This is a genomic window from Dictyobacter vulcani (assembly GCF_008974265.1).
GTDB lineage: Bacteria > Chloroflexota > Ktedonobacteria > Ktedonobacterales > Ktedonobacteraceae > Dictyobacter > Dictyobacter vulcani.
The window spans coordinates 2,662,847-2,685,033 of record NZ_BKZW01000001.1 but is presented as its reverse complement, the minus strand read 5'-3'; the positions used below and the strand labels follow the sequence as shown (position 1 = coordinate 2,685,033).

The following is a 22,187-nucleotide window of genomic DNA, read 5'->3' as shown; positions in this document are numbered from 1 at the left end:
CTGCTCGTTGAGCCCCTCGCCCCACGATCACGCCGCATGCCGGCCTCTGCGTGTGGCGCCCTCTCCACGTACGATCCGCTGCTTTTCTCCACCATATTTTTATGGTCACAAAAGTGCTTACGTGAAATGTATTAGCCTTCACGGCTACCGCTACGGATACGGGTAGGGTCAGGCGTTTTTGGGTTTGCGGCCGATGACGATCTGGCGGGTGCCTTTGCCGAAGGGTTTCCACAGGTAGTCGCCATAGATAGCTTCAACTTTAAAACCGGTAGTGACGAATAGCAGCTGGAGTTCACGGGGGAAGAAGAGGTGCATGTCTAGTTTTGAGAGGTAGCGCTCGTTCTCGCCGCTCGCAAAAAACTTCTCATGGGTCCAGGTGATGTGCTGCAGTTGTTCGTAGGCGTCATATTTGCGGGTGGTGTAGAGTAGCATGGTGAAATCACCATCGGGCGATTCGATTTCGTCTTCGAGATAGACCGTAGAGGGACGATTCAAGGCATCGCTAAGATAGTCGATATCTGGTAGAAAGGTGTCGACGACAAAACGACCGCCGGGGGCCAGATGCTCATAGGTGGTGCGGAAAGCATCCAGTTGTTGTTCGATTTCATAGAGGTGGCAGATTGAGTTAAAGGGGAGGATGATCAGGTCAAACTGGCCTTTGTGTTCCAGTTCATAGTCACACATGTCGCCATGATGCAACAGGACCCGCTGCTGGGTCTCTTCAGGCTCACGGCTAAGCTTGCGCTGATAGGCATCGAGCATCCCTTGCTCTAAGTCCAATCCTTCAAGTTTGAAGTTGCCAGGAGCCTGCAGGAGGTCCAGACCAATACGTCCGCTACCACAGGCGAGCTCAAGTACGTGCTCAGGTGTGTAGCGCATCACCAGTTCGCGCCAGAAAGGCAGATCTTGCTCTGACTGACTCTGATATTCCAGGTCATAATCACTGACCCGCTCATAGTATTCACCCATCTCGTAGGGCATAATTGTTTTATCCTTATAATGTTGACCTGCATAGCGGCTCTCTATGTGGGCAATAAAGATACATGTATACATTTCCAGCTATGCAAAAAAATGATGATTGTTTCAAAAAAATAGCCGGCTGCGGCTACCCCAGTAGAGCTTAGCATATGCTACTCATGCAGTGCAAGATACGTGTAATTATGGCCAGATGCCGAGATGCTCTACGGTAAAATTACCAAAAATCCTAACCCTTACATGTGCTACACCGTATAATAAAATACGGCATGTACCCGATACCCATTCGACAGTCTTTGCTATAGTATGTAGAGAAAGAATAATCTAGCGGGCATTATAACTTCAACAATGCCATCGTGAACGCCGCTCCCAATGTCGTTAGCTTCGCTCACACAATTGAATCGCAGGCTCTTGGAATGCATCATTTAAACGCCAGAGGAGAAAAACCAGTGCCAGACATAGCACCAGAGGTGGTGTCTATCGCCGAAGCTAGCCTTGGTGGACTACAAGGTCGCTCAGCATTGTTAATCGGTCCCGATGAGCAGCGCTCCCAGTATGTAAAGCTATTGCGACAGGCGCGCATGAAATATGTGTATCAGGAAGAGACACCGGAGCGCGTATCAGACATTCTTCCCCATGTACAATTATTGATCTATACACCTGCATTTGCCAGATCTGAAAGTGGTAGAACGGCACTGCCTTATTTGAGCGCGGCCCGTATCGCCAAAGGTTGTGAGGGCAGACGAACCCCGCTGCTGATCTTTGATCTTGCACCCAGCACATCCGTCGAAGAACTGGCCGGACTCCTACCCGCGGTTTGCCTGTATACGCCCGCAGATCTTCAACATATTCTTTATAAGGCAGAGATGAAAGCCTCATAATCCGGTTAGGACATCTGGTATCCGAGTTCATTCACACTCCACATCAGTGTATAATAGACAATTAGAATGGCCCTCGCAGCGAATGAGGGCCTATTACTCGATCAATAGCAGTTTGGAAGAAAACAAATGGAAGTTATAAAAATTTCACCCCGTGGTTATTGCTATGGTGTCGTTGATGCACTGACAATCGCCCGCAAAGCGGCTAAAGATACAACCCTACCTCGTCCGATCCATATTATTGGTCAGATTATTCATAATCGACATGCCATTGATGAACTAACCAGCCTCGGTGTGGTGACACTGGATGGTCCCAATCGCGTGGAAATTCTGGAGCAGGTTATGGAAGGCACAGTCATCTTTACCGCCCATGGCGTTTCCCCCGATGTAAAACGACGCGCCCAGGCTCGCGGCTTAACCTGTATTGATGCCACCTGCCCCGATGTGACCAAAACACATGATCTGGTTAAGGATCTGGTCGCCAGAGACTATTATATTCTGTACGTCGGCAAAAAAGGCCATCCCGAGCCCGAAGGCGTGATGGGCGAGATTCCTGGCCATGTCAGTTTGATCGAGGTTGAGGCCGACGTCGATGCCCTACATCTTACGGCTGAGCAAGAGCAAAAAATCGCTATCTCAACCCAGACCACGCTCTCGCAGTGGGATACCCGGCGCGTCATCGAGTATATTAAAGAGCGCTATCCACATGCCGAGGTTCATGTCGATATCTGTGCCGCCACCCAGACCAGACAGGAAGCCGTCGCCGCCCAGGCGAAAGGTGCCGACCTGACCGTCGTGGTCGGAGATCCCCGCAGTAACAATACCAACCGCCTGGTCCAGGTTTCAGAAGAGCTAGCCGGTGTGCCAGCGGTCCGCATTGAGGATCTCTCACAGCTTGATCCAGCCTGGCTCAAAGGCAAACGAAAAGTCGCCGTGACCGCCGGTGCTTCAACTCCCAGCCAGTTGACACGGGAAGTTATTCGCTATCTAGAGCAGTATCCAGTGGAGGCGTAGGAGGACCCTATGCAGGAGATATTAGAGGCGGCGCCCGAAGTCATTATCCCGGCCGAACCCGTAGTCCTTTATGATGTGGCAACGCTGATCAATGCAATCTACCAGATCACCATCGAGCCAACCAAAAACAGCAATGTGCCCAAGCGCATTGTCAAAAAATTACGTCCTTTACTCAAGGGTCAGCCACGGCTCGCCTATGATGACGAAGATATCTATCTGGATATGCTACTGTACATCATGAAGACCCTCAAGCTGTTTAAGTATACCCAGTTGCCCTTTGAAAACGCCAAACCCTACCTGGCTCCCAGCTCCTATTTGTCTGAATGGAGCCAGTTAGACGCCGTGGAACAGACACGCGTCCTGCTTGAGATCTGGCCTTTTAATTACACCTGGACCGAGGTGAACCGCTTTGTGGCGGATAATTATTCCTGGGGCTATGCCTATGGTTCTCATACGCTGAAAATGCGTCAGGTCTTGCTTGACCATCTGGCAAAACGGACCCCGGGCCAATGGTACTCGCTGGAATATCTCCTCAAAGAAATCTGGGATGCCAATCCATCCTTCGCCGCCCACCCATTACGACCGGCGTATGGACGTAATGGGTCGCGTGTGACCAGTCAGACGTATGAGCAGTGGCTCGCCGACAATGCCCTGATTTTCTTGAATATGTTTTTTTCGACTATCCTGGAACTGGGCATTGCTGATTTTGGTCATGAACCCATCAAAGAAGAAAAATTATTACCATTCAAGCAGACAGGTTTCCGGCTCACCGAGTTGGGGCAGCAGGCACTGATAAAGACCAGAGCAAAAGCGAAAACGAAAAATCCCAAAGAAAAAGAAGTGGTCCTGGAAAAAGCGGTTGAGCATAAAAAAGCTGATGCTCCACGCAAATCATTGATCGTCCAGCCAAACTATGAAATCATGCTGCTGGAACCCGATTTTCCCATCCTTTATAAACTTCTGCCATTTACCCAGATCAAACAGCTACAAATGGTAAGCACACTGCTATTGACCCAGAGTGCCCTGCTGAAAGGCATGGAAAGTGGTCCTGGTATTGATGAAATCCTGAAGGTGCTGACTGAGGCCAGTCACAAAGAGTTACCACAGAATATTACCTATACCTTGCGCGATTGGGCCAAACAATATAAGCGCGCCACCGTCACCCAGGTCATTCTTCTTGAGCTCCCCAATGAAGAGGTCACCTCAAGCCTGAGCAAAAACGCTACCCTGCTGAAAATGGATGTCAGCCAGATCGCACCGCGCATCCTGGCCATTCCATTTGATAGCGCTGGCTCCGTCAATTACCAGAGTATCCGGCAGGTGCTACAAAAAGAGAACGTCACCGCCGATTTTCTGGTGCCGGAATCACGCAGTGCCAGATATGCCTCTTATTATGATTGAGCACACATGACGCGTAGATTTGAGGCTTGCCCTTAATTGCCCCGCTCTACGAAACCATACGCTGCAATATATCGAGAGAAGGGGTTGGAGAAAGAATGCGCTATGTTTGTAGTTTCGCTTGTTTTCAGTGTACTATAACATAGTTATATCTCCCGGTTCGCCGTTGGAGCGTGCCACTTGGGGGATAAAGTGGAAACAAGAGGGGAAATGCGCTACAATGCCAGAGAAGGTATAGACTAAGTAAGATAGCTAAAGACGTAGCGTATTCCTCTGCTAGCCATTTTGTACCATTCTACCAGTTAAAGAGAGGATTCTTATGGCGAGTGACTGTTCATTCGATATAGTATCGCAGTTTGACGAGCAAGAATTGCTCAACGCTATCGATCAGACACGGCGTGATGTCCAGACGCGATACGATTTAAAGGACTCAAAAACGGATATCGTGCAGGCAAAAGACAATATCACGATTACCACGGATAGTGAGCTTTCACTGAAAAGTGTCCGCGATATCCTTGAGTCTAAGGCAGTACGTCGGCAGTTATCTCTGAAGATCTTTAAACCAGAGAAAGAAGAGAGTGCGGCTGGCGGTCGTACACGACAGGTGATACAGTTACAACAAGGTATCACCCAGGAACAAGCCAAGGAAATTAGCAAGCTGATTCGCGACTCGTATCCTAAGGTGCGCACGCAGATTCAAGGCGATGCAGTGCGTGTCACGGCCAAGAGCCGCGATGATCTCCAGTCTGTCATTTCTTTGCTCAAACAAACCGACTATCCAATACCTTTGGATTTTACTAACTACCGCGGATAGTTTTCAGGCATGGACACCATCAGGGGCAACGTGAGTAGGCACCACTGTACACGACGATACAGGAATGCACAGTACTTTAGTCCCAAAACACGTGTCCATGCCAATGAATTGTTGTACCCTTGATGTGACTAGACCTGACCAATTAGGCACCATATGTAGTGCACGCCTTGCATTGATATGAGCACAGGTGCGTCGCTATCTTGTGGCTCATTCAAGAAAGTGAACCTTTCATGCCTGGGAACAGAGAAGCCTTTAGTGCATCTATTAATGCGGCCGACCGCCATCGTTGGGATAGTCACTGGGCCGAGGCAATGCAAGAATATCAAAAAGCACTTGCCGAGTTCTCAGAAGATGATACAGCACGTAGTGGTCTAGGGTTTTGCCATATGCAAATGAAGCAATGGCAGCAAGCGCTCCGCGAATATGAACATATTTTACAGCGCGACCCCAGCAATGTTATTGCCTTGAGCAAGACAGCCGAATTGTATGGCATTTTGAACAGGCGTGATGATGCCTATCAAGCGTATCTACATCTCGCCGACCTCTATTCGCAAGCTGGTCAGGGCGCACGTGCAGAAGCCGCCTGGCAGAAAGCAGTTCAGTTATCGCCAGGCAATCCAGAACCACATGAGCGGCTCGCGAGCTATTATTTCGAGAAGAAAGACATCTCCCAGATGCTCCAGGAGCGTCTGGCAGCAGCTCAAGGCTACCTTCTCCGAAATGAAACTGGCCCCGCGCGCATACACTGTGAAGAAGTTTTACGTGCCGACGGATCAAATGTCCGGGCACAACAGTTGCTCTCTCAAATACGAGCAGGAGTGTCTGGCTCACCAGCTTCTGCCGGGGGTGCCGGAGCAACATTTTCATCAATTCGTTCAGAAACTGGTACTGCTAATCCAGCGAATACGCCATCCGGAACACACAATCCAGCGGCATTCGCAGACTCGGTACCATCGGGAAATACAAGCGGAGGGAATACTGGCATCATGGGTAACATGGGTAGCGCGGGCAATTTTGGCGGAGGAAATAATCCTGGCTCACAGACGGCAATGGCCGGTGGCAACGGGATGAATTCAGCCTCTCGCAATAGAATCAACGCCAACCAGGTCACAGGGGCATTGCAGCAGGCGCAAACATTTCAAAACCAGGGCCGGTTCAATGATGCTATTGACCTCTGTGAACAGATCCTGGAGAGTGGCTTTGACCGGCCAGATGCCCGCTATTTTTTAGGTTGGCTTTACCAGGAACAGCAGCGTTGGGATGAGGCCATTCAGCAATTTCAACATCTGCTCAACGATCCAGACTATGCATTGTCCTGCTACTATGCATTAGGACAGTGTTACCGGGCCCGTGGCGATCTACGCACCGCCACCGTTCATTTCGATGAGGCCGTTGACCGGGTCAACCTGGATGCACTGACAGCCGAGGAATCTGACCAGCTGGTCCAGCTCTGTCAGGAGGCCGCAGAGGCGCATCGTCTATTAGGCGAACAAGAGCAGGCGCTCACAGTATATAATGCGCTGCTCGGTTTCTTGCGTAGCCGTGGTTGGAACGATAAAGTTGCACAGGTTGAATATATGTTGCAGCAGGCCCAGGGTGCGCCTGCCCCAACTCGAACTTCCACACCACCACCTGCAGGTATGACGCAAGCACCAACCAATCAAGCAGCATTCCCCCAATCAGAAGTGCCAGAAGCACCAACGATGGAGATGAATGCAAGCACGATTGCCGGAGCAGCCAATACGCCACCACCTGCTGCTCCTAACCAGAATCAGAGTAGTGTATCCGGTGAACTACCAGACTGGCTGACAGGCATCCTGAATGATTCGGAGAAGTCACAGGCGGCGGCCAAGCCGGCACCAGCCCAACCTGCGACACCACCACCTGCTCCCTCTCAGGAGCAGCATATTCAGGCACCCCAACAGCCATCCCCGGAATCGTCCCCATCCTGGTTGACCGAAGGGGCCAAACCAAATGCGACACGTGTGCTCTCTCAGGAATTAGAGCAGTTGCAGACGCCTGCGCCACAACAACAGGCCGCTCCTGCTCCACAGCCAGCTGCTCCTGCTCCTGCTCCACAGCAGTCTCAGCCACTGAGCGCACCGCTTGCGCAACCTGAGCCATATATTGCACCAGTGCCTTCACAGCCACTGGCCGCGCCCGCACCACAGCCAGTGGTATCACAGCCATTGCCACCGGTGCCGACGCCACAAACTGCGCCCAGCTTTGAGGAACCGCAGCTTATGGTTCCGAGTGCTCCGCTGCGCGTCCCGCAGGACCAGCGGCCAGCCTTTGAAGATTTGTTGAATCAGATGGCTGGTGCCAATGGCAGTATGGGACAGGTCGCCGATGCGGTACTGGCAAGTACATCGAACCTGCCTGAAAACATTCGCATGCAGGTTGTCCGCTCGATGCAGGACATCCAGAAATATATTAACCATGGCTTGCTCACACCTGCCATGGAGGAAAGTCTGCGCGTCATTGATCTCGCGCCACAATACCTCGATGTGCACCAGGTGCTCTGTGAGATCTATGTCCGCCAGGGCAAGACTGAGCAGGCCATCACCAAATATGCAATCCTCGTGGACACCTATATTGTGAATGGGCGTATCGATGATGCGATTGCTACCTATCGACGCATTCTGCAACTAGAGCCGAATAACATCACCTATCGCACACGCCTGATCACCATGCTCTCGAATCAGGGTCATAAAGAAGATCTGCTGCGCGAGCGCACGCTGGCCGCGGAATCCTATCTGCGTCTCGGCTATATGGATCGGGCCATGACCGAGCTGGAGCAAGCCTTACAGGAGAGTCCAACCAGTGTGCCAACGCGCTTGAATTATGCGCTGGCTCTCCATAAATTGGGTCGTGGACAGCAAGCCGTGGCGGAATATCAGCGTGTACTGCAAATTGATCCTCGCAACTTGACCGCCCTGGTGCGCTGGCATGTGGCGATGATCACCAATCTGGGCACTCCACGCGGAACCTCGCTGGAAGTCCTCTCACGTATCCGCTGGCAGTTGCGCGGCGAGGGTCAGAAACAGGCACAGTCGGTGGTGCGCGAGTATACACAAAGTGCCGAGGTCTATCCTAATAATGCCGATGTCCATTTCTCACTGGGACAAATCTATCAGCAGTGTGGTTACTATGATCGCGCGGTTGAAGAGTATGCTCAGGCCACAAGGGATAGCCACGTTGAGATCTTTGCTCGTGTGAGCTCGGCTCAGGCACTGCTCTCTCAAGGCAAGCCAGAAGCTGCCATCAAGCAGTTGGAACAGGCGCTGCAAAGTGTACGCCAGTCGCCCCAATCCATGGATCCAGCCACCTGGGCTGCCCGCCCCCGTGAAGAGGGTGAAGAGCATCGCGCTCCAGAGGTTGAGATTTCAACCCAGCTGGCCAAAGCATATGGCCGTACCGGTCAGCAGGAACAGATGCAGGCCATTCTACGGCAGTTACAGCGTGTCAAACCAGCTCAGGACGAGGTTACTTCAAGCCTGTCAGATATCTCTGCCCGCCCGGGTGATGTACCTGGAGCACTGCAAGAGTATATGGAGATGGTCAAGCATTACCGCAACAACCGTCAGACCGATAACGCCATCAACGCGCTGAAAGAAATGGTACGCCTGGCACCGCAAGATCCACGCGCCCACGACGAGCTAGCTGATATCTATGTCAGCCGCGGCTTGCTGGATGAAGGTATGGCGGAGTTGCGCTTATTAGCTGATATCTATCTACGTCAGGGAAAGCTGGAACAAGCAGGTCAAGCTGTCCAACGTATCGGCAACATCTATGCCGAGATGGGAGATACGGATGAAGCGCTCACCAGCCTGTTCCGGGCCGCCGAGCTCAGCCCTGAAGATATGGACCTGCTACGCGAGGTCGTTGGCTTCTGTCTCCAGCTAGGCCGCAATCAAGATGCAGCCAGGTATCAGGGACAGATCGCACGCTACTACTACGAGACCCAGCAGGTCAAAGAAGCAGTGGCAGCCTTGCAGCAGTTGATCACCATTGATCGCTCAAACTTCGACGCATACGATATGCTCGGTCAGACCTATCAATCAGTCGGAGAGTATGAACAGGCCAGCCGCGTCTATCGCAACCTGGCCAAAGTCAGTCCTGGTAGCTCAGTCGCCCGCGAGCGCCTGGCTACTCTCCAGGAACTACGTACCCGCTAATCGTTCAAACACAACACAAAAGTGGCTCCCTCTCCAGATGAAGAGGGAGCCACTTTTGTGTTGCTAATCCAAATCTGACTCTTTTATTATGAGGGGAAATTATGGGCGTGACCGCCCATAATTTCCCCTCATAATAAAAATAAGCGAGCGCCGCAGGCGCGAGGCGTGCGACAAAGAAGCTATTACGCTAAAAGTTATTTGTTGCTCTGTTCTAGCTTTTTTTCTGGCTGGGTTGTCTCGGGCTTTTTGTGGCTATCTACCTGGACGGGATGACTGGCCTGTCGGGCCTGCCGCAACTCACGACGAGCATCAAACTTGTGTTTGAGATCAAGCATGGTGCGATAGAGGAAATAGGTCACGGGACGATATACCAGGTCATGGGTGGCGAGAGACATCATAGGATGGCCACCGAAACCACGCTTGAAAAGATAGACGCCCCACATCTCCTGGCCTTCTTCCAGAATGGTAGGAATGCCACGGAAATTATAGTACTGGCAGCCGTGTTCCCTGGCCCACTGAATACCAGTCCATTGCAAGAGATGGTTCGGCATCTTCTCTCGATGCTCATTGGAGGAAGCCCCATACATATAATAAGCCCAGGGGCCTGCCAGCAGCATAATGATGCCAGAGATCGGCTGGCCTTCATATTCAGCCAGGAAAAGCGCGGCCCGGTCAGTTTCTCCCAGTATGCGCAGGATATCAGCGTACAGAGACTTGTCATTGATGAAGAACTTGTCACGCTCACTGGTGGTCTCATAGAGGCGATAAAAGGCGTCAATATCGGCCTGACTGGAGCCACGACGGATCGTTACCCCTTTACGACCGGCCAGGCGGATATTATAGCGCCACTTGTCTTTCATGCCAGCCAGGAGTGTCTTTTCATCTGGACGAATATCCAGCACCCATTCATTGCGAATATGCACATGATGGGGATTAACACGAAAGCCACGCCGTTTCAGGGCGGTCAGCCACTTGAAATCATCATCCATCACGCTCGGCTCGATCTTGAGCATAAACGCATGGCGCTTGCGGGCTTCAACTTTAATAAAATTGAGCAGGACCGTCATGGCGGGAGAAGCAGGATCATCAATGACAGGTCCACGGGGAGCATAGAAATAGATCTGCCGTAAGCCGGGCGCGCGTGAGACGATCAGGAGAGCGACCGCACACAGTTGACCCGCCTCATCCAGGACGCCAACCCGCAGCGTCTCCTCTGCCCCAAGATAGGATCCAAACTCCGCCCACTCATAGGTTTGAGTCACATTACAACAAGCGGATGACATAACAAAGTCATTCCATTGCTGGCGATCTGTAATTATCTGAGCTTCCATACGCCCTCTTCCACTAACCGGTAGTACGACATACCTTAGAATTATTTTTATAGTCTCTACGCTGCTTAATCGGCATCCAGTAATACTTCAGGGATACCGGACTGTAATGGCTGCTCTACCTCGGCCCTCTGCCGCTCTTTGTGCCTCTGCTCACGTCCTAATTCAACCAGTCTACGCCATGGCTTATAGACGAGTGGCTGGTACACATAATCCTGGGTTGGCATGGTGAGTCGGGAGAAACCGGCAAAGCCTTTTTTATATTCGTAGGCGTCCCACAGATCTTCGCCAGGCACCAGGACATCGGGAATGGAACGAAAGTCAAAGAAGCGTACACCCCGCGAGCGGGCCCATTGCACAGCAGCGTACTGCAGCAGATGGATCGGAGAGGCGCTATGTTCACTCTCACGCTCCGCGGTAAACATATCCCAGCACCAATCGCCGAAACGCAGCAGCATTTTAGCCGCCAGCGGATGTCCATGTTGCTCGGCCAGCAGGATTGTCGCGTCATTAGTAGCTGCAAAGGTTTGCAGCGTCTTCCAATGATATTCTTTATCGTGCACAAAGATACCATCACGCGTACTGGCGCTGCTCAGCAACTCATAATAGGTCTCGAAAACATCGGGCTGACAGGAGGTGCGGATTACGATATCCTGTTGCTCCGCATCATCAATCGCGCGTTGCCAGGCAGGGGTAAAAGCGGAGTAAAGCCGCCCAACAGGAGGCTGAATATCAAGGACCCATGAACGCCGTCCATGGATCGAGTTGGGATTACTAAGGAAACCTGCTTTATGATAGACGGCCAACCATGCATCAAGATCAGGATCATCATCGGCGATATTTGGTTCAACACGTAAGGCTACCGCCCGCTCTTGCTGCGCAATCAACTCTGCTTGCTTGAGCAATAAGGCCAAAATAGATACATCCTGACGCGCCAGTACAGGCCCGCGGGCACTGTATAGCCAGGTCGGACGTAATTTAGGCAATGGCAACGGAACATTGGAGACGGATAACTGCATACTACCGATCAGGCGTCCATCTTCCAGAACGCCTAAACGGTAGATTCGTTCTCCAAGCTCACGACTAAGCTCACCCCATTCATAGGACTGTAAGAAATGTCCATGAGGGTGGCTAGAGACAAACGCATTCCACAGCTCTCGCTCGTGAATTTCCTGGATCGTGATACTCATTTTGGGTCTACAACGTTTCTAAGTACTCACTCTTCAACAGGCTATAGACGCGAACATCGTGGTATTTGCCGAAACGAAGGATGAGCTCACGCAGGGTACCCTCGTGTTTGAAGCCAGCCTTCTCATCGGCACGCCAGCCACCAATATTCTCTTCCATATCCTGGGTCTGAATACGATTAAGGTTCAACTCTAAAAAGCCATAGCGCAGCATCATCCGAGTCGCCTCGGTACCAAAGCCCTTGCCATGCAGGTTACGATCACCAATGATGACATAGAACTCGGCGCTCTGGTTCAGGACATTAATATCTTTCAGTCCAACCAGACCAACCAGGCGATTATCCTCTTTCAGAGCCACACCAAATAAAATATGCCGTGTATCTTTATACAGATTATCTAAACGCTCTTTTCCGCGTGTATCACTGGTCGGATAGACCGAAAAATAGCGGCGAATCTCTTCATCATTCATCCATGTTGAATACAGATGATTGTCTTGAGCAGGCTCTAAAGGCCGTAAGTATAAGCGCTCCCCTACAATAAAGGGATTTTGAAAATTTGAAGTATCCTGGGTCATATGTCTACGTTTTCCCTTCTTCCGAGTTTCTAGTAGTTTACCCACATGATTCCATGGGCAGTATAGCATAGCGAAAAAAGCGAGGCAATTTTACGGCCTGATACGTAGGTCATTTGTTTGAACAATGCCTGAAGAAGCCATTCGTTACTTAATTAACAGGGATAAATTTATTTTTTGATGATATGGAGAGAATAACTTATGCGACTGGAAATAGCATCGTATCTTGAGCAAAAGCAACATTGGCCGCAACAGGGTCGGCATATTATGGCGCAGTTCGACAATACATCGATTGTTGTATATCAGGCATACAACCGCTCGATCGGCCACTTTGCGGCACGCAACGGCTACTTTGGTGGCAACCACTTTTCCTTTGAGCGTATGTCATGGATCAAGTCTAATTTTCTATGGATGATGTATCGCAATGAATGGGGGCAAAAAGAGAATCAGGAAGTAACGCTGGCGATTCGCTTACAGCGCGCAGCCTTTGATAGCCTGCTCGAACAAGCGGTACCCTCCAGCTATTGGCCCGATGTCTATCCCTCCGAAGCCGCCTGGAAACAGGCCGTCGGTCAATCCGCCGTACGCCTGCAATGGGACCCAGACCATGGGCCTGCTGGACAAAAACTGGAACGCCGCGCCATACAACTGGGCCTGCGTGGTCCTGTACTGCAAAAATTTGCGCGCGAATGGATCATCGATATTGAAGATATCTCCGAATTTGTCCAACAACAACATCAGCACGTTCTCACCGGAGATTATACCCCCCTGCTCACGCCGCGAGAAACAGTCTATCCCTATGATTTCCCACTAACCTATACCAACAACTCATAGACGAGAAGGCGTCATCATCATAAAGATTCAAGAGAGGTAAAAAACGTAGGTTCGGCCCTTGCGGCCGATTGGTTCCCCCAAGACATCCTCCCATTCACCACGATTAAGGGCCTCGTCCACATGACCCTGGCCAGGCGAGGTTTACATAAGGGAGCCAATCGGCCACAAGGGCCGAACCTACATTTGCGATTTTATTGATTATTTGATGTAATTGATCAGATAATAGGCTGCATCTGTTGCGTAAGCGTGGTCAGGAAAAGGTCGGGGTGATCGACATTGAACAGGATGGTACTAACCTGGTGTTCCTGGCGGCCTATTTTTAGTGGCTGCGCGCTATGCAGGCGTAGCAAGAGTTGGCCTTGATCTGAAAAGCAGGCCACAAGCTGTTGCTTTTTAGTATCATAACGAGCAGTGAGTGGCTGTAAGCCGGCCTGCACATCACGCACTGGCTGGACATCTTTGATGGTGGCATAGGGAAGTTGCACATGCAACGTCCGCCCATAGTTCAAGTGTAGTCCATCAGATGTGATGCGATGCCTGGTAGATAGGACGGATAACATGGTAATTGCAATAAAGATACAGAGGCCAAGGTGGACAAGATTAATGCTTATACGTAGCCAGAGATTAGTGATCAAGAGGTTGGCCACTAAAGCCACGCCACCGCTCTCCATCAATAATAAGAAACCAAAGGAGCAAACGATGGTGAGATAGGTGGTCCGTCGCGCGGTATAGGGAAAATTTCGCGGTAATTCATCCATGAATCTATTTCCTCTCAGTAGCCTACACTATTCTATCTGTCCGGAATTTATTGGCAAACGCGCATACAGTTCAGTAAAGAAACGTTGTTGGGCTGGCGCCAGGGTGGTATCCATCAAATCACTAAATATAGCTAAAAAAGGGGCATCCAGGCCTGGATTTTGCTGTATGAGTGGGGCAAGATACTGCATAAACGCGATGAACTCCTGATCCTGCGCACATTCATCGGCCAGTCGGGTGATCTCAGGGTCCGTTATTGGAACTGCTTTAAGGGCCGCAATACGTTCGGCGAAGCGCATCAGCGCTTCCAACACGGGTGCTTGCTGCAGCCATTGCGTGGCCATACCTTCTATGCCAGGAGTAAAACCATTCGGCCACTGAAAATTCTGGATGGCTGCCCATATTTTTGCTTCTAATTGCAAGGCTTCAGGACTCAATTTGTCGGTATACTCACCTAACAAATCTTTCATCCAGTTGACGGTGGCTCTGGTATCTGGTTGCTCCAGTTGTAACGGCGTATCTTGCGCTAGTAGTTCCTGGATACGTGTGCGCCGTTGCATAAGCTCGGACATTTGCGTGGCCAGTTCTTGATCCAGCGCAACTAAAATCTCACGCCATGAGTGCTTTTCGGTAGGCTCTCCCAGCATCGTTTTGATGAGCTTAAGTGGTAAGCCAAAGGACTGAAGCTGACGAATTTGCTGCAGGCGTAAAAGGTCCTGGGCGCTATAGAGTCGATAGCCAGCGGGAGTGCGCTCAGGCTCTTGTAGCAGGCCAATTTTATGATAATGGCGTAACGTTTTTGTGGTTACACCCAGTAATTGCGCCACCTCCCCTATCCTGAGTAGGTTCCTCATTTGATACCTCCATACGTGTACAGCCATACTATACAACCTTACCCTCAGGTCAAGGTCAAGCCTTTTAAGTGCGACTTTCACGCTGGCATGCCAACAGGCAACAATGACACGCAGAAGGAGTGTTATTCGTATTACCGAAAAGGCTATTATTATTAATTGATCAAGATGGTCATAAGACAATGTCTGGCAAACGCTTAATCAAGGAGGATGTTTATGTCCCGCCTTATATATCGAACAGAATTGGGTATATTTGCTGCCTGTCTGGCCCTTGGTACCCTGCTCTTCTTTACGGTGTATCAGACCCGACCTGTCCAGGCAGGTAAAGAAGAGGACAAGGTGCAGGCCTGGCAGACGACGGCTGATCTGAGCACCCATCTGGCTCCACAGGCCAATAAAACGTTTACGACTGGCAGTGGGTCAGACGCGACAAAGATCACGGTTGATGAGAATCAGCAGTATCAACAGATGGACGGCTTTGGTGCCTCGTTTACTGATTCTTCGGCCTGGCTGGTCTCCAGTAAAATGGATACTAAGCAACGCGATACGTTAATGAAAAATCTTTTTGATGCTCATCAAGGTATTGGCCTGAACTTTTTACGCCAGCCAATGGGTGCCTCAGATCTGACACGGCCAGCACCCGAGGTCGGTGAGTATTCGTATGACGATATGCCACAGGGTCAGACTGATCCTAATCTGGATCATTTCTCCATTGACCACGATACGAGTTATATCATTCCGGTACTGCAGCAGGCGCTGAAAGAGAATAAAGATATCAAGATTATGGCCTCCCCATGGAGCGCACCTGGTTGGATGAAGTCCAGCGGCTCGATGGAAGGGGGAACCCTCAATAGTAGCGCCTATACGGCCTATGCTAACTACTTTGTGAAATTCATTCAAGCCTATCAGGCTCAGGGTCTCCCCATCTATGCGGTCACACCGCAGAATGAACCACTCTATGTGCCTTCCGGCTATCCAGGCATGTCTTTTCCTGCTAAAGATGAAACTACCTTTATCAGGGACTACCTGGGACCAGCAATGGTGAGCAATGGCCTGAGCACTAAAATTCTGGGTTATGATCATAACTGGGATCAGCCAGGGTATCCAACCACCATTCTGAGTGATCCTGGCACCACACCATATGCCACAGGTACCGCCTGGCATTGCTATGGCGGGTCCGTCAGTGCTCAGACGCCGATCCATAATGCGTATCCAGACAAAGACACCTATGAGACCGATTGTTCTGGTGGTCAGTGGGAAGGCAGCAATGGCTTTGCCAATACGATGGATCTCCTGATCGGCACCACGCGCAACTGGAGCAAGTCAGTAGTTCGCTGGGGAATGGCCCTGGATCCTGATGGGAAACCAAATCTGGGTACTGGCGCCGCCTGCACACAGTGCCGTGGTATTGTGACGGTTGATCAGACCAATGGCACTGTCACCTACAATGGCGATTACTATGGTCTGGGACAGGCCAGCAAGTTTGTCCAACCCGGTGCCTATCGTGTCGCATCCAGTTCTGGCCTCAATGGCATTAAAGATGTCGCCTTTAAGAATGCGGATGGTTCGAAGGTGCTGGTGACGTATAATTCGTCTTCCGACCCACAAACGTTTGATGTGCAGTGGGGCGATAAATGGTTCGCTGACACCCTGCCCGCAGGCGCAGCCACAACCTTCAAATGGACTGGCAAACAATCTACCAATAACCACAGTGCGCTGAATCGCACTGGTTGGACCACTTCCACCAGCGCTACACCCGCCAGCACCGACAATAGCGCGGCCAATGTGCTGGATGATGATTATACGACGCACTGGTCAAGTACAGAGAACCAGACCAATGGACAGTGGTTCCAGATAGATATGGGCTCAACCCAGACCTTCAGTCAGATGACACTGGATGCAGGGAGTGACGGCGACTATCCACACGGTTATCAGGTATCTGTCTCGGATGATGGGGCCAACTGGAGCAATCCTGTTGCCAGTGGCAATGGGAGTGCGCAACAACCCCTGAGCATCTCATTCGCGCCCCAGACCGCTCGCTATATTCGGATTGTTCAGACAGGGAGCGCGGACAGCAAATGGTCCATTTATGAAATGAATGTGTATCCGTAAATGGTATGAAGCAAGCCCCCGGCATCATTTCGAGATGACGCCGGGGGCTTTTATGATTGAGAAAACTTCTTGCTATCAGCAGACAGTTATAATAAAGATGGATATTTATATAGGTTTATGCATATCTTGTAATAATTCAGGTACAGTCACTAACTGAAAGTGGCGCTGCTGCAGTTGGGTAATAATTTCTGGCAACGCCTGGATGGTCTGGGAGCGGTCGCCACCACCATCATGCATCAGTATAATCGCGCCATTGCGTGCGTTATGCACAGCGGTATTCACGATAGCATCTTTACCCGGGGTCTTCCAATCTTCGGTATCCACATTCCAGATGATGATAGTGTCATGAGCCAGGGCAGCCTCATTTTTGAGGCTATCGTTGATTGCTCCATATGGCGGGCGTAACAGCGTTGGCCGGACATGAGTCAACTGCTGTAGCTCATCAGCACTATGTCCGATTTCTTTCGCCTGATCCTCTGGCTTCAACTTCTTCAAGTCTGCATGGTCCCAGGTATGGTTCCCCAGTACATTGCCTCCAGATACTATCTGATGGACCAGATCAGGGTTTTCCTGGGCATGTTCGCCAACGGCAAAGAAGGTGGCATGGACATTATGCTGCTGTAGAATCGATAAAATCTGTGGAGTATTCTGTGGATCTGGCCCATCGTCAAAGGTTAAAGCTATTTTGGGGACATCACGGCGACCAAGACCAATCACTTGCGCCTGTAAAGGTGGATTGGTGCTTCCATTGTTCGCACTACCTGGCTGGACCGGTAGTTGTGTGCCTCCATTGGGAGTATTACCTGGCTGAGTGGGCGGCAACGAATCGCCAGTGATAGGTTTTGTGGACTGTATAGGTGGATTCACATCTCGGCTGGCCGCCTTCGCCGAGTGTAAGGGTATAGTAATAGCACTCAAAACAAACAAGCCTAAAAAAAACATCATTAAAGTACGGACATGAATAGATTTAGAATACATTAACACTATACCTCGCAATATTATCTATATAACAATCCTCCATATTAATCGCATAAAATATATCTCCTTGATAAGCAAGTATCAATTTGCAGTAGAGTGATTATTTATGCTTTTCTATGTATCATCTTATCACAACATTAGAGGACGACAAACCTGAGTCGTCGTCCTCTAGTCTATTTGGGCTAGTATAATTGCCAGGATAACTATCCATTGATCAGTTGTGGAACGGTGACCAGCGTGAAACCTTGCTGCTGTAGACCTTCGATGATTTTTGGCAGGGCCGCAATGGTCTGCGTACGATTACCACCACCATCATGCATCAATATAATATCGCCATTACCAGCGTGATCCAGTACCGCGTGAACGATTGCTCCTGTGCCTGGCATGCTCCAATCTTGCGTATCAATGCTCCATAAGACAGGCTGTAAATGCTGCTGATTGGCCTGCTGCTGCACCGTCTTATTGATCGCCCCATAGGGAGGTCGAAAGAGGGTCGGAGTCACTCCAGTGGCACTTTTAAGGACAGCGCTGGTATCCGTCAATTGCTGCTGGATTGCAGGGGCCGACACAGTGGTCAGATCTGGATGATCCCAGGTATGATTTCCAACCACATTCCCATCAGCCTGCTCCTGTGCCACCAGCGCTGGATAGTCGCGTGCGTTCTCACCAATACAAAAGAAAGTCGCGTGTATATGATAGCTTTTCAGAATATCTAAGACCTGCTGCGTGGCGGCTGGGTTAGGACCATCGTCGAAAGTCAGCGCAATTTCTGGCTTGCTATTACTTCCCTGAAAAACCACCTGCGGCAGCACTTCAGGAGCAGGGGTGGCAGGTTTATCATTAATGAATTTGGGTGTTGGCGTCACCAATGTTTTTGTGGTGGCAGCCGAAGCAACCGGATAAGCTTTATCGGCATAAACCACGATAACTGAGCCCCAGCTGGCTAAACAAACAATAAGAATAATTAATAAGGCGATGATCTTTTTCATTGCTGCCCCCTGAATCCGTTCGGGTTCCGAGCTAATTTTTTTATATATCTTTAAAATTTCAAGGCTTTGATTGCGTGTGATGAATATGTTTCATATGAGAATTTATATAGAAAGCATAAGCTTAAAAGCGCCAGAATGAAATGCCCTAACTCACAATCAAACTATGAACTATTCCACGAATTACGGTCACATATATTTTACCTATATATTTATTATTTAAATGTATAACCCGTAAAATACACTTTAATAGACTTGTGGATTATGAATAGGGAACACTGCAGGTAAGTAACAATGAAACCGGCCGTCAATAAATAAGCGTTGAAAAACACACTATTTCAGCTTGACAAAAACAAGCTCATATCTTATTCTTTACTGAACGCGAAATACATTCAAGTTAGAATATATTTCTTATCTTTTGTACACAGAAGTATAAACTATTTGCATTCCCAACCTGGAATCGTGCGACCCGCACTGATGTCTCAAAGAAGAACTTCAAAAAAGGGGAACCTGCACATGTCAGACCAAACTGGAACTATTACTGACCGCCTGGCCGATGTGATGCGGGTCATCACCTTCTCGCGCCAGACCGGCATGTTGACCGTGGAACGTGGTGGAAATGAAGGCTCGGAAATTATTTATGTGCGCTTTTTAAAAGGCAAGGTAATTGGCACCCAGGTCGCCCCTTATTATACCGGTGCTAATCCGGTCGAGTGGTTGCAAAGCTGGGGTACCTGCCGTTTTAAATTTGAACATATAGCTGAAAACAAGTTAAACTCTCCAGAGGCGCAGTTCCCAACCCCTCCTCAGACACAACCAAAATCACCATCCCGCACAATCACCACGTCGCCAGCGACTATATCCAGAAACACCGATCCATTGCGACCGGTAATATCGCCATTCGTACAACCTGGCTTTCCATTGTCAGGACCAATTTCACGGCAACAGACTGATCCATATCAAACACCATTACCAGCATCGCTGTATCAGACTCCCCTTCCAGTACAGAGGATTCCCCACAAGCGTTTTGCCAATAACGAGAATAGCTTGCGACATCTGGGACAGCAAGGTCTCTCGCGTGGCCATCGCCAGGTCTTTCTCTTAATTGATAACCAGCGTACACCTCAGGAACTAGCGCGCCTGACATCCCGGCGTCTGGACGAGGTGTATATGATCCTTACCGACCTGGAACGTATCGGTTTAATTACGCTCTAAACATTCATAGAGAAAGTAATATTTTTCTTGATATCAGCAAAACCGCTCCGACGCACTAACAGAGTCATTTGCCAGTGACCGGCCATGCTCAGGACCTCACTGTACGTCGTATAGAGACCGTTATGACCGGGTACTGGTTGTAGCTCAATTTGCTCTATCCCCATATCCATATCAAGCATAATTTCCCGTAAGAATACCGTACAGTCTGCTTTTACAGGCTGACCCGTGCGGTCCTTAAGAATAACCTCAAAGGTGTTGGGACCTGGTTTTGAGGGATTGATCGCGAGCAAATAGGTAAGATCACTGATGGTACCTTTATAGGTAACCGAGTTGGGCAGCGATAAAGCAGCTGGCCAGGCAGGATTCAAACTGGTCAGGGCACCTACACTCAATAGCAGGCAAAAAGCCAGCAGGGCTTCAGTTTTTTGCATTTTAATGAATACTCGATGTACTTTTCCTGATCCAGGCACATTATTTGCTTCGCGTTCATCGATAGCCCGGGCATAGATACGCATACGTGGACTGATATAGAGTAAATGGTAGGCTAGCAAGCAGACCAGGCTAATCATAATCGCCAGCTTGATAAGCAAGATTTGTCCATAGCTACTGATCCACAAGGCCTTCCATACCCCCAGATCAACGACTGCCTCGGTAACTCCAGTAATACTCAAAAGAATAACACTGATCATAACGATAAACGAAAAATGTGGGATAAGTGCACTAATAAGGCGTGAGAGATCACCTGTGCCTGGCGCAAATGCGCCGAGTGCCCTGGGAAGAGCCAGTCCGAGTAACATCAGGCCCCCCACCCAAAATCCAGCGCAGATCAGGTGCAGCACATCGACAGGTAACATAAACCAGAGGTCGCGCCGGTTGGCCGCGTGCGAATTTAAGGCGGTAGTAAACATGATCGCAACCCCGATGACCAGCAGCAATCCCCATAGCTTGTCGCCAAGCCCTTTTCTACCAAGAAGATTTTGACGAACCAGCAGTCAGAGCACAAAAGCTACAAATATCAGAATGAAGCGAAAAAGCCAGATAATGCCAAAACGGCTCCTCACCAGCAGGCTGAGCAACACATGATTTCCCAGAACAAGCCAGGGTGCAGCATCGCTATCAATACTGGCTTCATAGAAGAGAAAAGCAATTGAAGCCACCGCAATTACCACCAGTGATCCCAGCATAAACCAGGCGGAATGGACGCGCATGAGCTGCCGTACCTGTCTGAATTCGGGTCCAACCTCCCTACCAGTTGCACCATCACGGGTCGCCACACCAGGAGCAGAAAAAGCAACCCACCAATCAGTCCAGCCATCCCCAGATAGTTGAGCCAGCGCAGTCCAATACTCCAGGGATTAAAATTATGATCGGTATCGTGAGTATGTTGAGTGATAAAAGCATCCGGGTCAGGTGGCATGTCAGTGCCAACAACAAAGAAAAAACTATCCGTTGCAGCATAGCCATTGGTTTGCGAAACGTTGTGAAATACAACTGTATAGGTACCATCAGGCAAACCTTTACGTAACGAAATACGCAGTGAAGTACTATCCGCAGCTAATCTGCTATCATTAAGGTCTACACGTTGTCGCCGGATATTATAGACCGCTAAGCGGCTGGCCCGGGGATCAATCGGTGCTGAAAACCAGACGCGTACGGCAGCAGGCGGTTTCCCTTGCTGCAGATGCGCGCTGGCTACAGGATCGCTATGATCGTATTGCGCATGGAAACCCAGCGCCAGTACAGGATGGACGATAAAGAATATCCCGAGCCAGATAATGCACAGGGCAATAGAGAGCTTTTTGAGTAGAGTGGCGAGGAATTGCGTTGATATTAGCATAAGACTTTCTCAACATATTGCACTCATAGGCGTTTTACTGTTGTATATCTGATCAGCTTGAACAAACCATAGATAGCATAATAGATCCTGCTCCCCACAACTATTGATAATGGTCCTTATTTTCCTGGTTGTGTTTATCCACTCTATCGCTACCAAAAGGCTAAAGTGCCTCTTACATTTAATGAACCACCTGATATAGTGAAGATAGGATTGGGATGTCAACAGAAGTAGGCGCTGAGAAAATGGAGAAGGTAAAGATAAACCGCAGAAACATG

At 49.8% G+C, this 22,187-nt stretch carries 19 protein-coding genes; 8 read left to right on the top strand and 11 right to left on the bottom strand.

What is annotated here, in order from left to right:
• Nucleotides 1-168 precede the first annotated feature (168 nt).
• Nucleotides 169-981: a class I SAM-dependent methyltransferase gene (locus KDW_RS11255; RefSeq protein ID WP_162005143.1), complete on the bottom strand. Its 813-nt coding sequence runs from the start codon at nucleotides 979-981 to the stop codon at nucleotides 169-171.
• A 443-nt stretch (nucleotides 982-1,424) separates the two neighbouring features.
• On the opposite strand from KDW_RS11255, the gene KDW_RS11250 reads away from it, so the two are divergent.
• From KDW_RS11250 to KDW_RS11230, 5 genes are all read left to right on the top strand, one after another.
• Nucleotides 1,425-1,856, top strand: coding sequence for a hypothetical protein (locus tag KDW_RS11250; protein ID WP_151756035.1), 432 nt, complete (start codon nucleotides 1,425-1,427; stop codon nucleotides 1,854-1,856).
• A 126-nt stretch (nucleotides 1,857-1,982) separates the two neighbouring features.
• Nucleotides 1,983-2,867: a 4-hydroxy-3-methylbut-2-enyl diphosphate reductase gene (locus tag KDW_RS11245; RefSeq protein WP_151756034.1), complete on the top strand. Its 885-nt coding sequence runs from the start codon at nucleotides 1,983-1,985 to the stop codon at nucleotides 2,865-2,867.
• 9 nt (nucleotides 2,868-2,876) lie between these two features.
• Nucleotides 2,877-4,268, top strand: a complete 1,392-nt coding sequence (locus KDW_RS11240) for a helicase-associated domain-containing protein (protein WP_151756033.1) — start codon at nucleotides 2,877-2,879, stop codon at nucleotides 4,266-4,268.
• A 316-nt stretch (nucleotides 4,269-4,584) separates the two neighbouring features.
• Complete coding sequence (locus KDW_RS11235; protein ID WP_151756032.1) at nucleotides 4,585-5,079, top strand: YajQ family cyclic di-GMP-binding protein; 495 nt, start codon at nucleotides 4,585-4,587, stop codon at nucleotides 5,077-5,079.
• 230 nt (nucleotides 5,080-5,309) lie between these two features.
• On the top strand, nucleotides 5,310-9,257 hold the full coding sequence (locus tag KDW_RS11230; protein ID WP_151756031.1) for a tetratricopeptide repeat protein: 3,948 nt from the start codon (nucleotides 5,310-5,312) through the stop codon (nucleotides 9,255-9,257).
• A 194-nt stretch (nucleotides 9,258-9,451) separates the two neighbouring features.
• Here KDW_RS11230 and KDW_RS11225 read toward each other — a convergent pair whose 3' ends face one another.
• The 3 genes from KDW_RS11225 to KDW_RS11215 form a co-directional block, all read right to left on the bottom strand.
• A complete protein-coding gene (locus tag KDW_RS11225) occupies nucleotides 9,452-10,588 on the bottom strand; it encodes a lipid II:glycine glycyltransferase FemX (protein ID WP_151756030.1) in 1,137 nt (378 codons plus the stop codon).
• A gap of 65 nt (nucleotides 10,589-10,653) precedes the next feature.
• Nucleotides 10,654-11,775: a lipid II:glycine glycyltransferase FemX gene (locus KDW_RS11220; RefSeq protein WP_151756029.1), complete on the bottom strand. Its 1,122-nt coding sequence runs from the start codon at nucleotides 11,773-11,775 to the stop codon at nucleotides 10,654-10,656.
• Nucleotides 11,776-11,782: 7 nt separating this feature from the next.
• A complete protein-coding gene (locus KDW_RS11215; RefSeq protein WP_151756028.1) occupies nucleotides 11,783-12,346 on the bottom strand; it encodes a GNAT family N-acetyltransferase in 564 nt (187 codons plus the stop codon).
• A 198-nt stretch (nucleotides 12,347-12,544) separates the two neighbouring features.
• On the opposite strand from KDW_RS11215, the gene KDW_RS11210 reads away from it, so the two are divergent.
• On the top strand, nucleotides 12,545-13,177 hold the full coding sequence (locus KDW_RS11210) for a DUF4291 domain-containing protein (RefSeq protein ID WP_151756027.1): 633 nt from the start codon (nucleotides 12,545-12,547) through the stop codon (nucleotides 13,175-13,177).
• Between the two features lie 215 nt (nucleotides 13,178-13,392).
• Here KDW_RS11210 and KDW_RS11205 read toward each other — a convergent pair whose 3' ends face one another.
• Both KDW_RS11205 and KDW_RS11200 read right to left on the bottom strand, forming a co-directional pair.
• Nucleotides 13,393-13,935 (bottom strand): hypothetical protein, encoded by a 543-nt coding sequence (locus KDW_RS11205; protein WP_151756026.1) that lies wholly within the window; start codon nucleotides 13,933-13,935, stop codon nucleotides 13,393-13,395.
• Between the two features lie 27 nt (nucleotides 13,936-13,962).
• Nucleotides 13,963-14,760 (bottom strand): MerR family transcriptional regulator, encoded by a 798-nt coding sequence (locus KDW_RS11200; RefSeq protein ID WP_162005142.1) that lies wholly within the window; start codon nucleotides 14,758-14,760, stop codon nucleotides 13,963-13,965.
• 240 nt (nucleotides 14,761-15,000) lie between these two features.
• Between KDW_RS11200 and KDW_RS11195 the strand changes: the two genes are divergently transcribed.
• Nucleotides 15,001-16,896: a discoidin domain-containing protein gene (locus tag KDW_RS11195; RefSeq protein ID WP_233097673.1), complete on the top strand. Its 1,896-nt coding sequence runs from the start codon at nucleotides 15,001-15,003 to the stop codon at nucleotides 16,894-16,896.
• A gap of 105 nt (nucleotides 16,897-17,001) precedes the next feature.
• Here KDW_RS11195 and KDW_RS11190 read toward each other — a convergent pair whose 3' ends face one another.
• A complete protein-coding gene (locus KDW_RS11190) occupies nucleotides 17,002-17,763 on the bottom strand; it encodes a polysaccharide deacetylase family protein (RefSeq protein WP_162005141.1) in 762 nt (253 codons plus the stop codon).
• Nucleotides 17,764-18,077: 314 nt separating this feature from the next.
• On the bottom strand, nucleotides 18,078-18,863 hold the full coding sequence (locus KDW_RS11185; protein ID WP_151756022.1) for a polysaccharide deacetylase family protein: 786 nt from the start codon (nucleotides 18,861-18,863) through the stop codon (nucleotides 18,078-18,080).
• Between the two features lie 513 nt (nucleotides 18,864-19,376).
• Here KDW_RS11185 and KDW_RS11180 point away from each other — a divergent pair.
• Nucleotides 19,377-20,075: a DUF4388 domain-containing protein gene (locus KDW_RS11180; RefSeq protein WP_151756021.1), complete on the top strand. Its 699-nt coding sequence runs from the start codon at nucleotides 19,377-19,379 to the stop codon at nucleotides 20,073-20,075.
• On the opposite strand, the gene KDW_RS11175 is transcribed toward KDW_RS11180, so the two are convergent.
• The 3 genes from KDW_RS11175 to KDW_RS11165 form a co-directional block, all read right to left on the bottom strand.
• Nucleotides 20,072-20,983, bottom strand: coding sequence for a CopD family protein (locus KDW_RS11175; protein WP_151756020.1), 912 nt, complete (start codon nucleotides 20,981-20,983; stop codon nucleotides 20,072-20,074). The two genes, KDW_RS11180 and KDW_RS11175, sit on opposite strands and share 4 nt — an antisense overlap.
• Nucleotides 20,984-21,067: 84 nt before the next feature.
• On the bottom strand, nucleotides 21,068-21,283 hold the full coding sequence (locus KDW_RS11170) for a hypothetical protein (protein WP_162005140.1): 216 nt from the start codon (nucleotides 21,281-21,283) through the stop codon (nucleotides 21,068-21,070).
• Nucleotides 21,238-21,912: a copper resistance CopC family protein gene (locus KDW_RS11165; RefSeq protein WP_151756018.1), complete on the bottom strand. Its 675-nt coding sequence runs from the start codon at nucleotides 21,910-21,912 to the stop codon at nucleotides 21,238-21,240. The genes KDW_RS11170 and KDW_RS11165 overlap by 46 nt, the downstream gene beginning before the upstream one ends.
• Between the last annotated feature and the right edge of the window lie 275 nt (nucleotides 21,913-22,187).

What these genes read in the sequence shown, in the direction of transcription:
- KDW_RS11205 (WP_151756026.1), bottom strand. Translation starts at nt 13,935, where the DNA reads ATGGATGAATTACCGCGAAATTTTCCCTATACCGCGCGACGGACCACC.
- KDW_RS11210 (WP_151756027.1), top strand. Translation starts at nt 12,545, where the DNA reads ATGCGACTGGAAATAGCATCGTATCTTGAGCAAAAGCAACATTGGCCG.
- KDW_RS11215 (WP_151756028.1), bottom strand. Translation starts at nt 12,346, where the DNA reads ATGACCCAGGATACTTCAAATTTTCAAAATCCCTTTATTGTAGGGGAG.
- KDW_RS11230 (WP_151756031.1), top strand. Translation starts at nt 5,310, where the DNA reads ATGCCTGGGAACAGAGAAGCCTTTAGTGCATCTATTAATGCGGCCGAC.
- KDW_RS11255 (WP_162005143.1), bottom strand. Translation starts at nt 981, where the DNA reads ATGCCCTACGAGATGGGTGAATACTATGAGCGGGTCAGTGATTATGAC.
- KDW_RS11185 (WP_151756022.1), bottom strand. Translation starts at nt 18,863, where the DNA reads ATGAAAAAGATCATCGCCTTATTAATTATTCTTATTGTTTGTTTAGCC.
- KDW_RS11175 (WP_151756020.1), bottom strand. Translation starts at nt 20,983, where the DNA reads ATGTTTACTACCGCCTTAAATTCGCACGCGGCCAACCGGCGCGACCTC.
- KDW_RS11225 (WP_151756030.1), bottom strand. Translation starts at nt 10,588, where the DNA reads ATGGAAGCTCAGATAATTACAGATCGCCAGCAATGGAATGACTTTGTT.
- KDW_RS11245 (WP_151756034.1), top strand. Translation starts at nt 1,983, where the DNA reads ATGGAAGTTATAAAAATTTCACCCCGTGGTTATTGCTATGGTGTCGTT.
- KDW_RS11180 (WP_151756021.1), top strand. Translation starts at nt 19,377, where the DNA reads ATGTCAGACCAAACTGGAACTATTACTGACCGCCTGGCCGATGTGATG.
- KDW_RS11165 (WP_151756018.1), bottom strand. Translation starts at nt 21,912, where the DNA reads ATGCTAATATCAACGCAATTCCTCGCCACTCTACTCAAAAAGCTCTCT.
- KDW_RS11170 (WP_162005140.1), bottom strand. Translation starts at nt 21,283, where the DNA reads ATGCGCGTCCATTCCGCCTGGTTTATGCTGGGATCACTGGTGGTAATT.
- KDW_RS11240 (WP_151756033.1), top strand. Translation starts at nt 2,877, where the DNA reads ATGCAGGAGATATTAGAGGCGGCGCCCGAAGTCATTATCCCGGCCGAA.
- KDW_RS11195 (WP_233097673.1), top strand. Translation starts at nt 15,001, where the DNA reads ATGTCCCGCCTTATATATCGAACAGAATTGGGTATATTTGCTGCCTGT.
- KDW_RS11220 (WP_151756029.1), bottom strand. Translation starts at nt 11,775, where the DNA reads ATGAGTATCACGATCCAGGAAATTCACGAGCGAGAGCTGTGGAATGCG.
- KDW_RS11235 (WP_151756032.1), top strand. Translation starts at nt 4,585, where the DNA reads ATGGCGAGTGACTGTTCATTCGATATAGTATCGCAGTTTGACGAGCAA.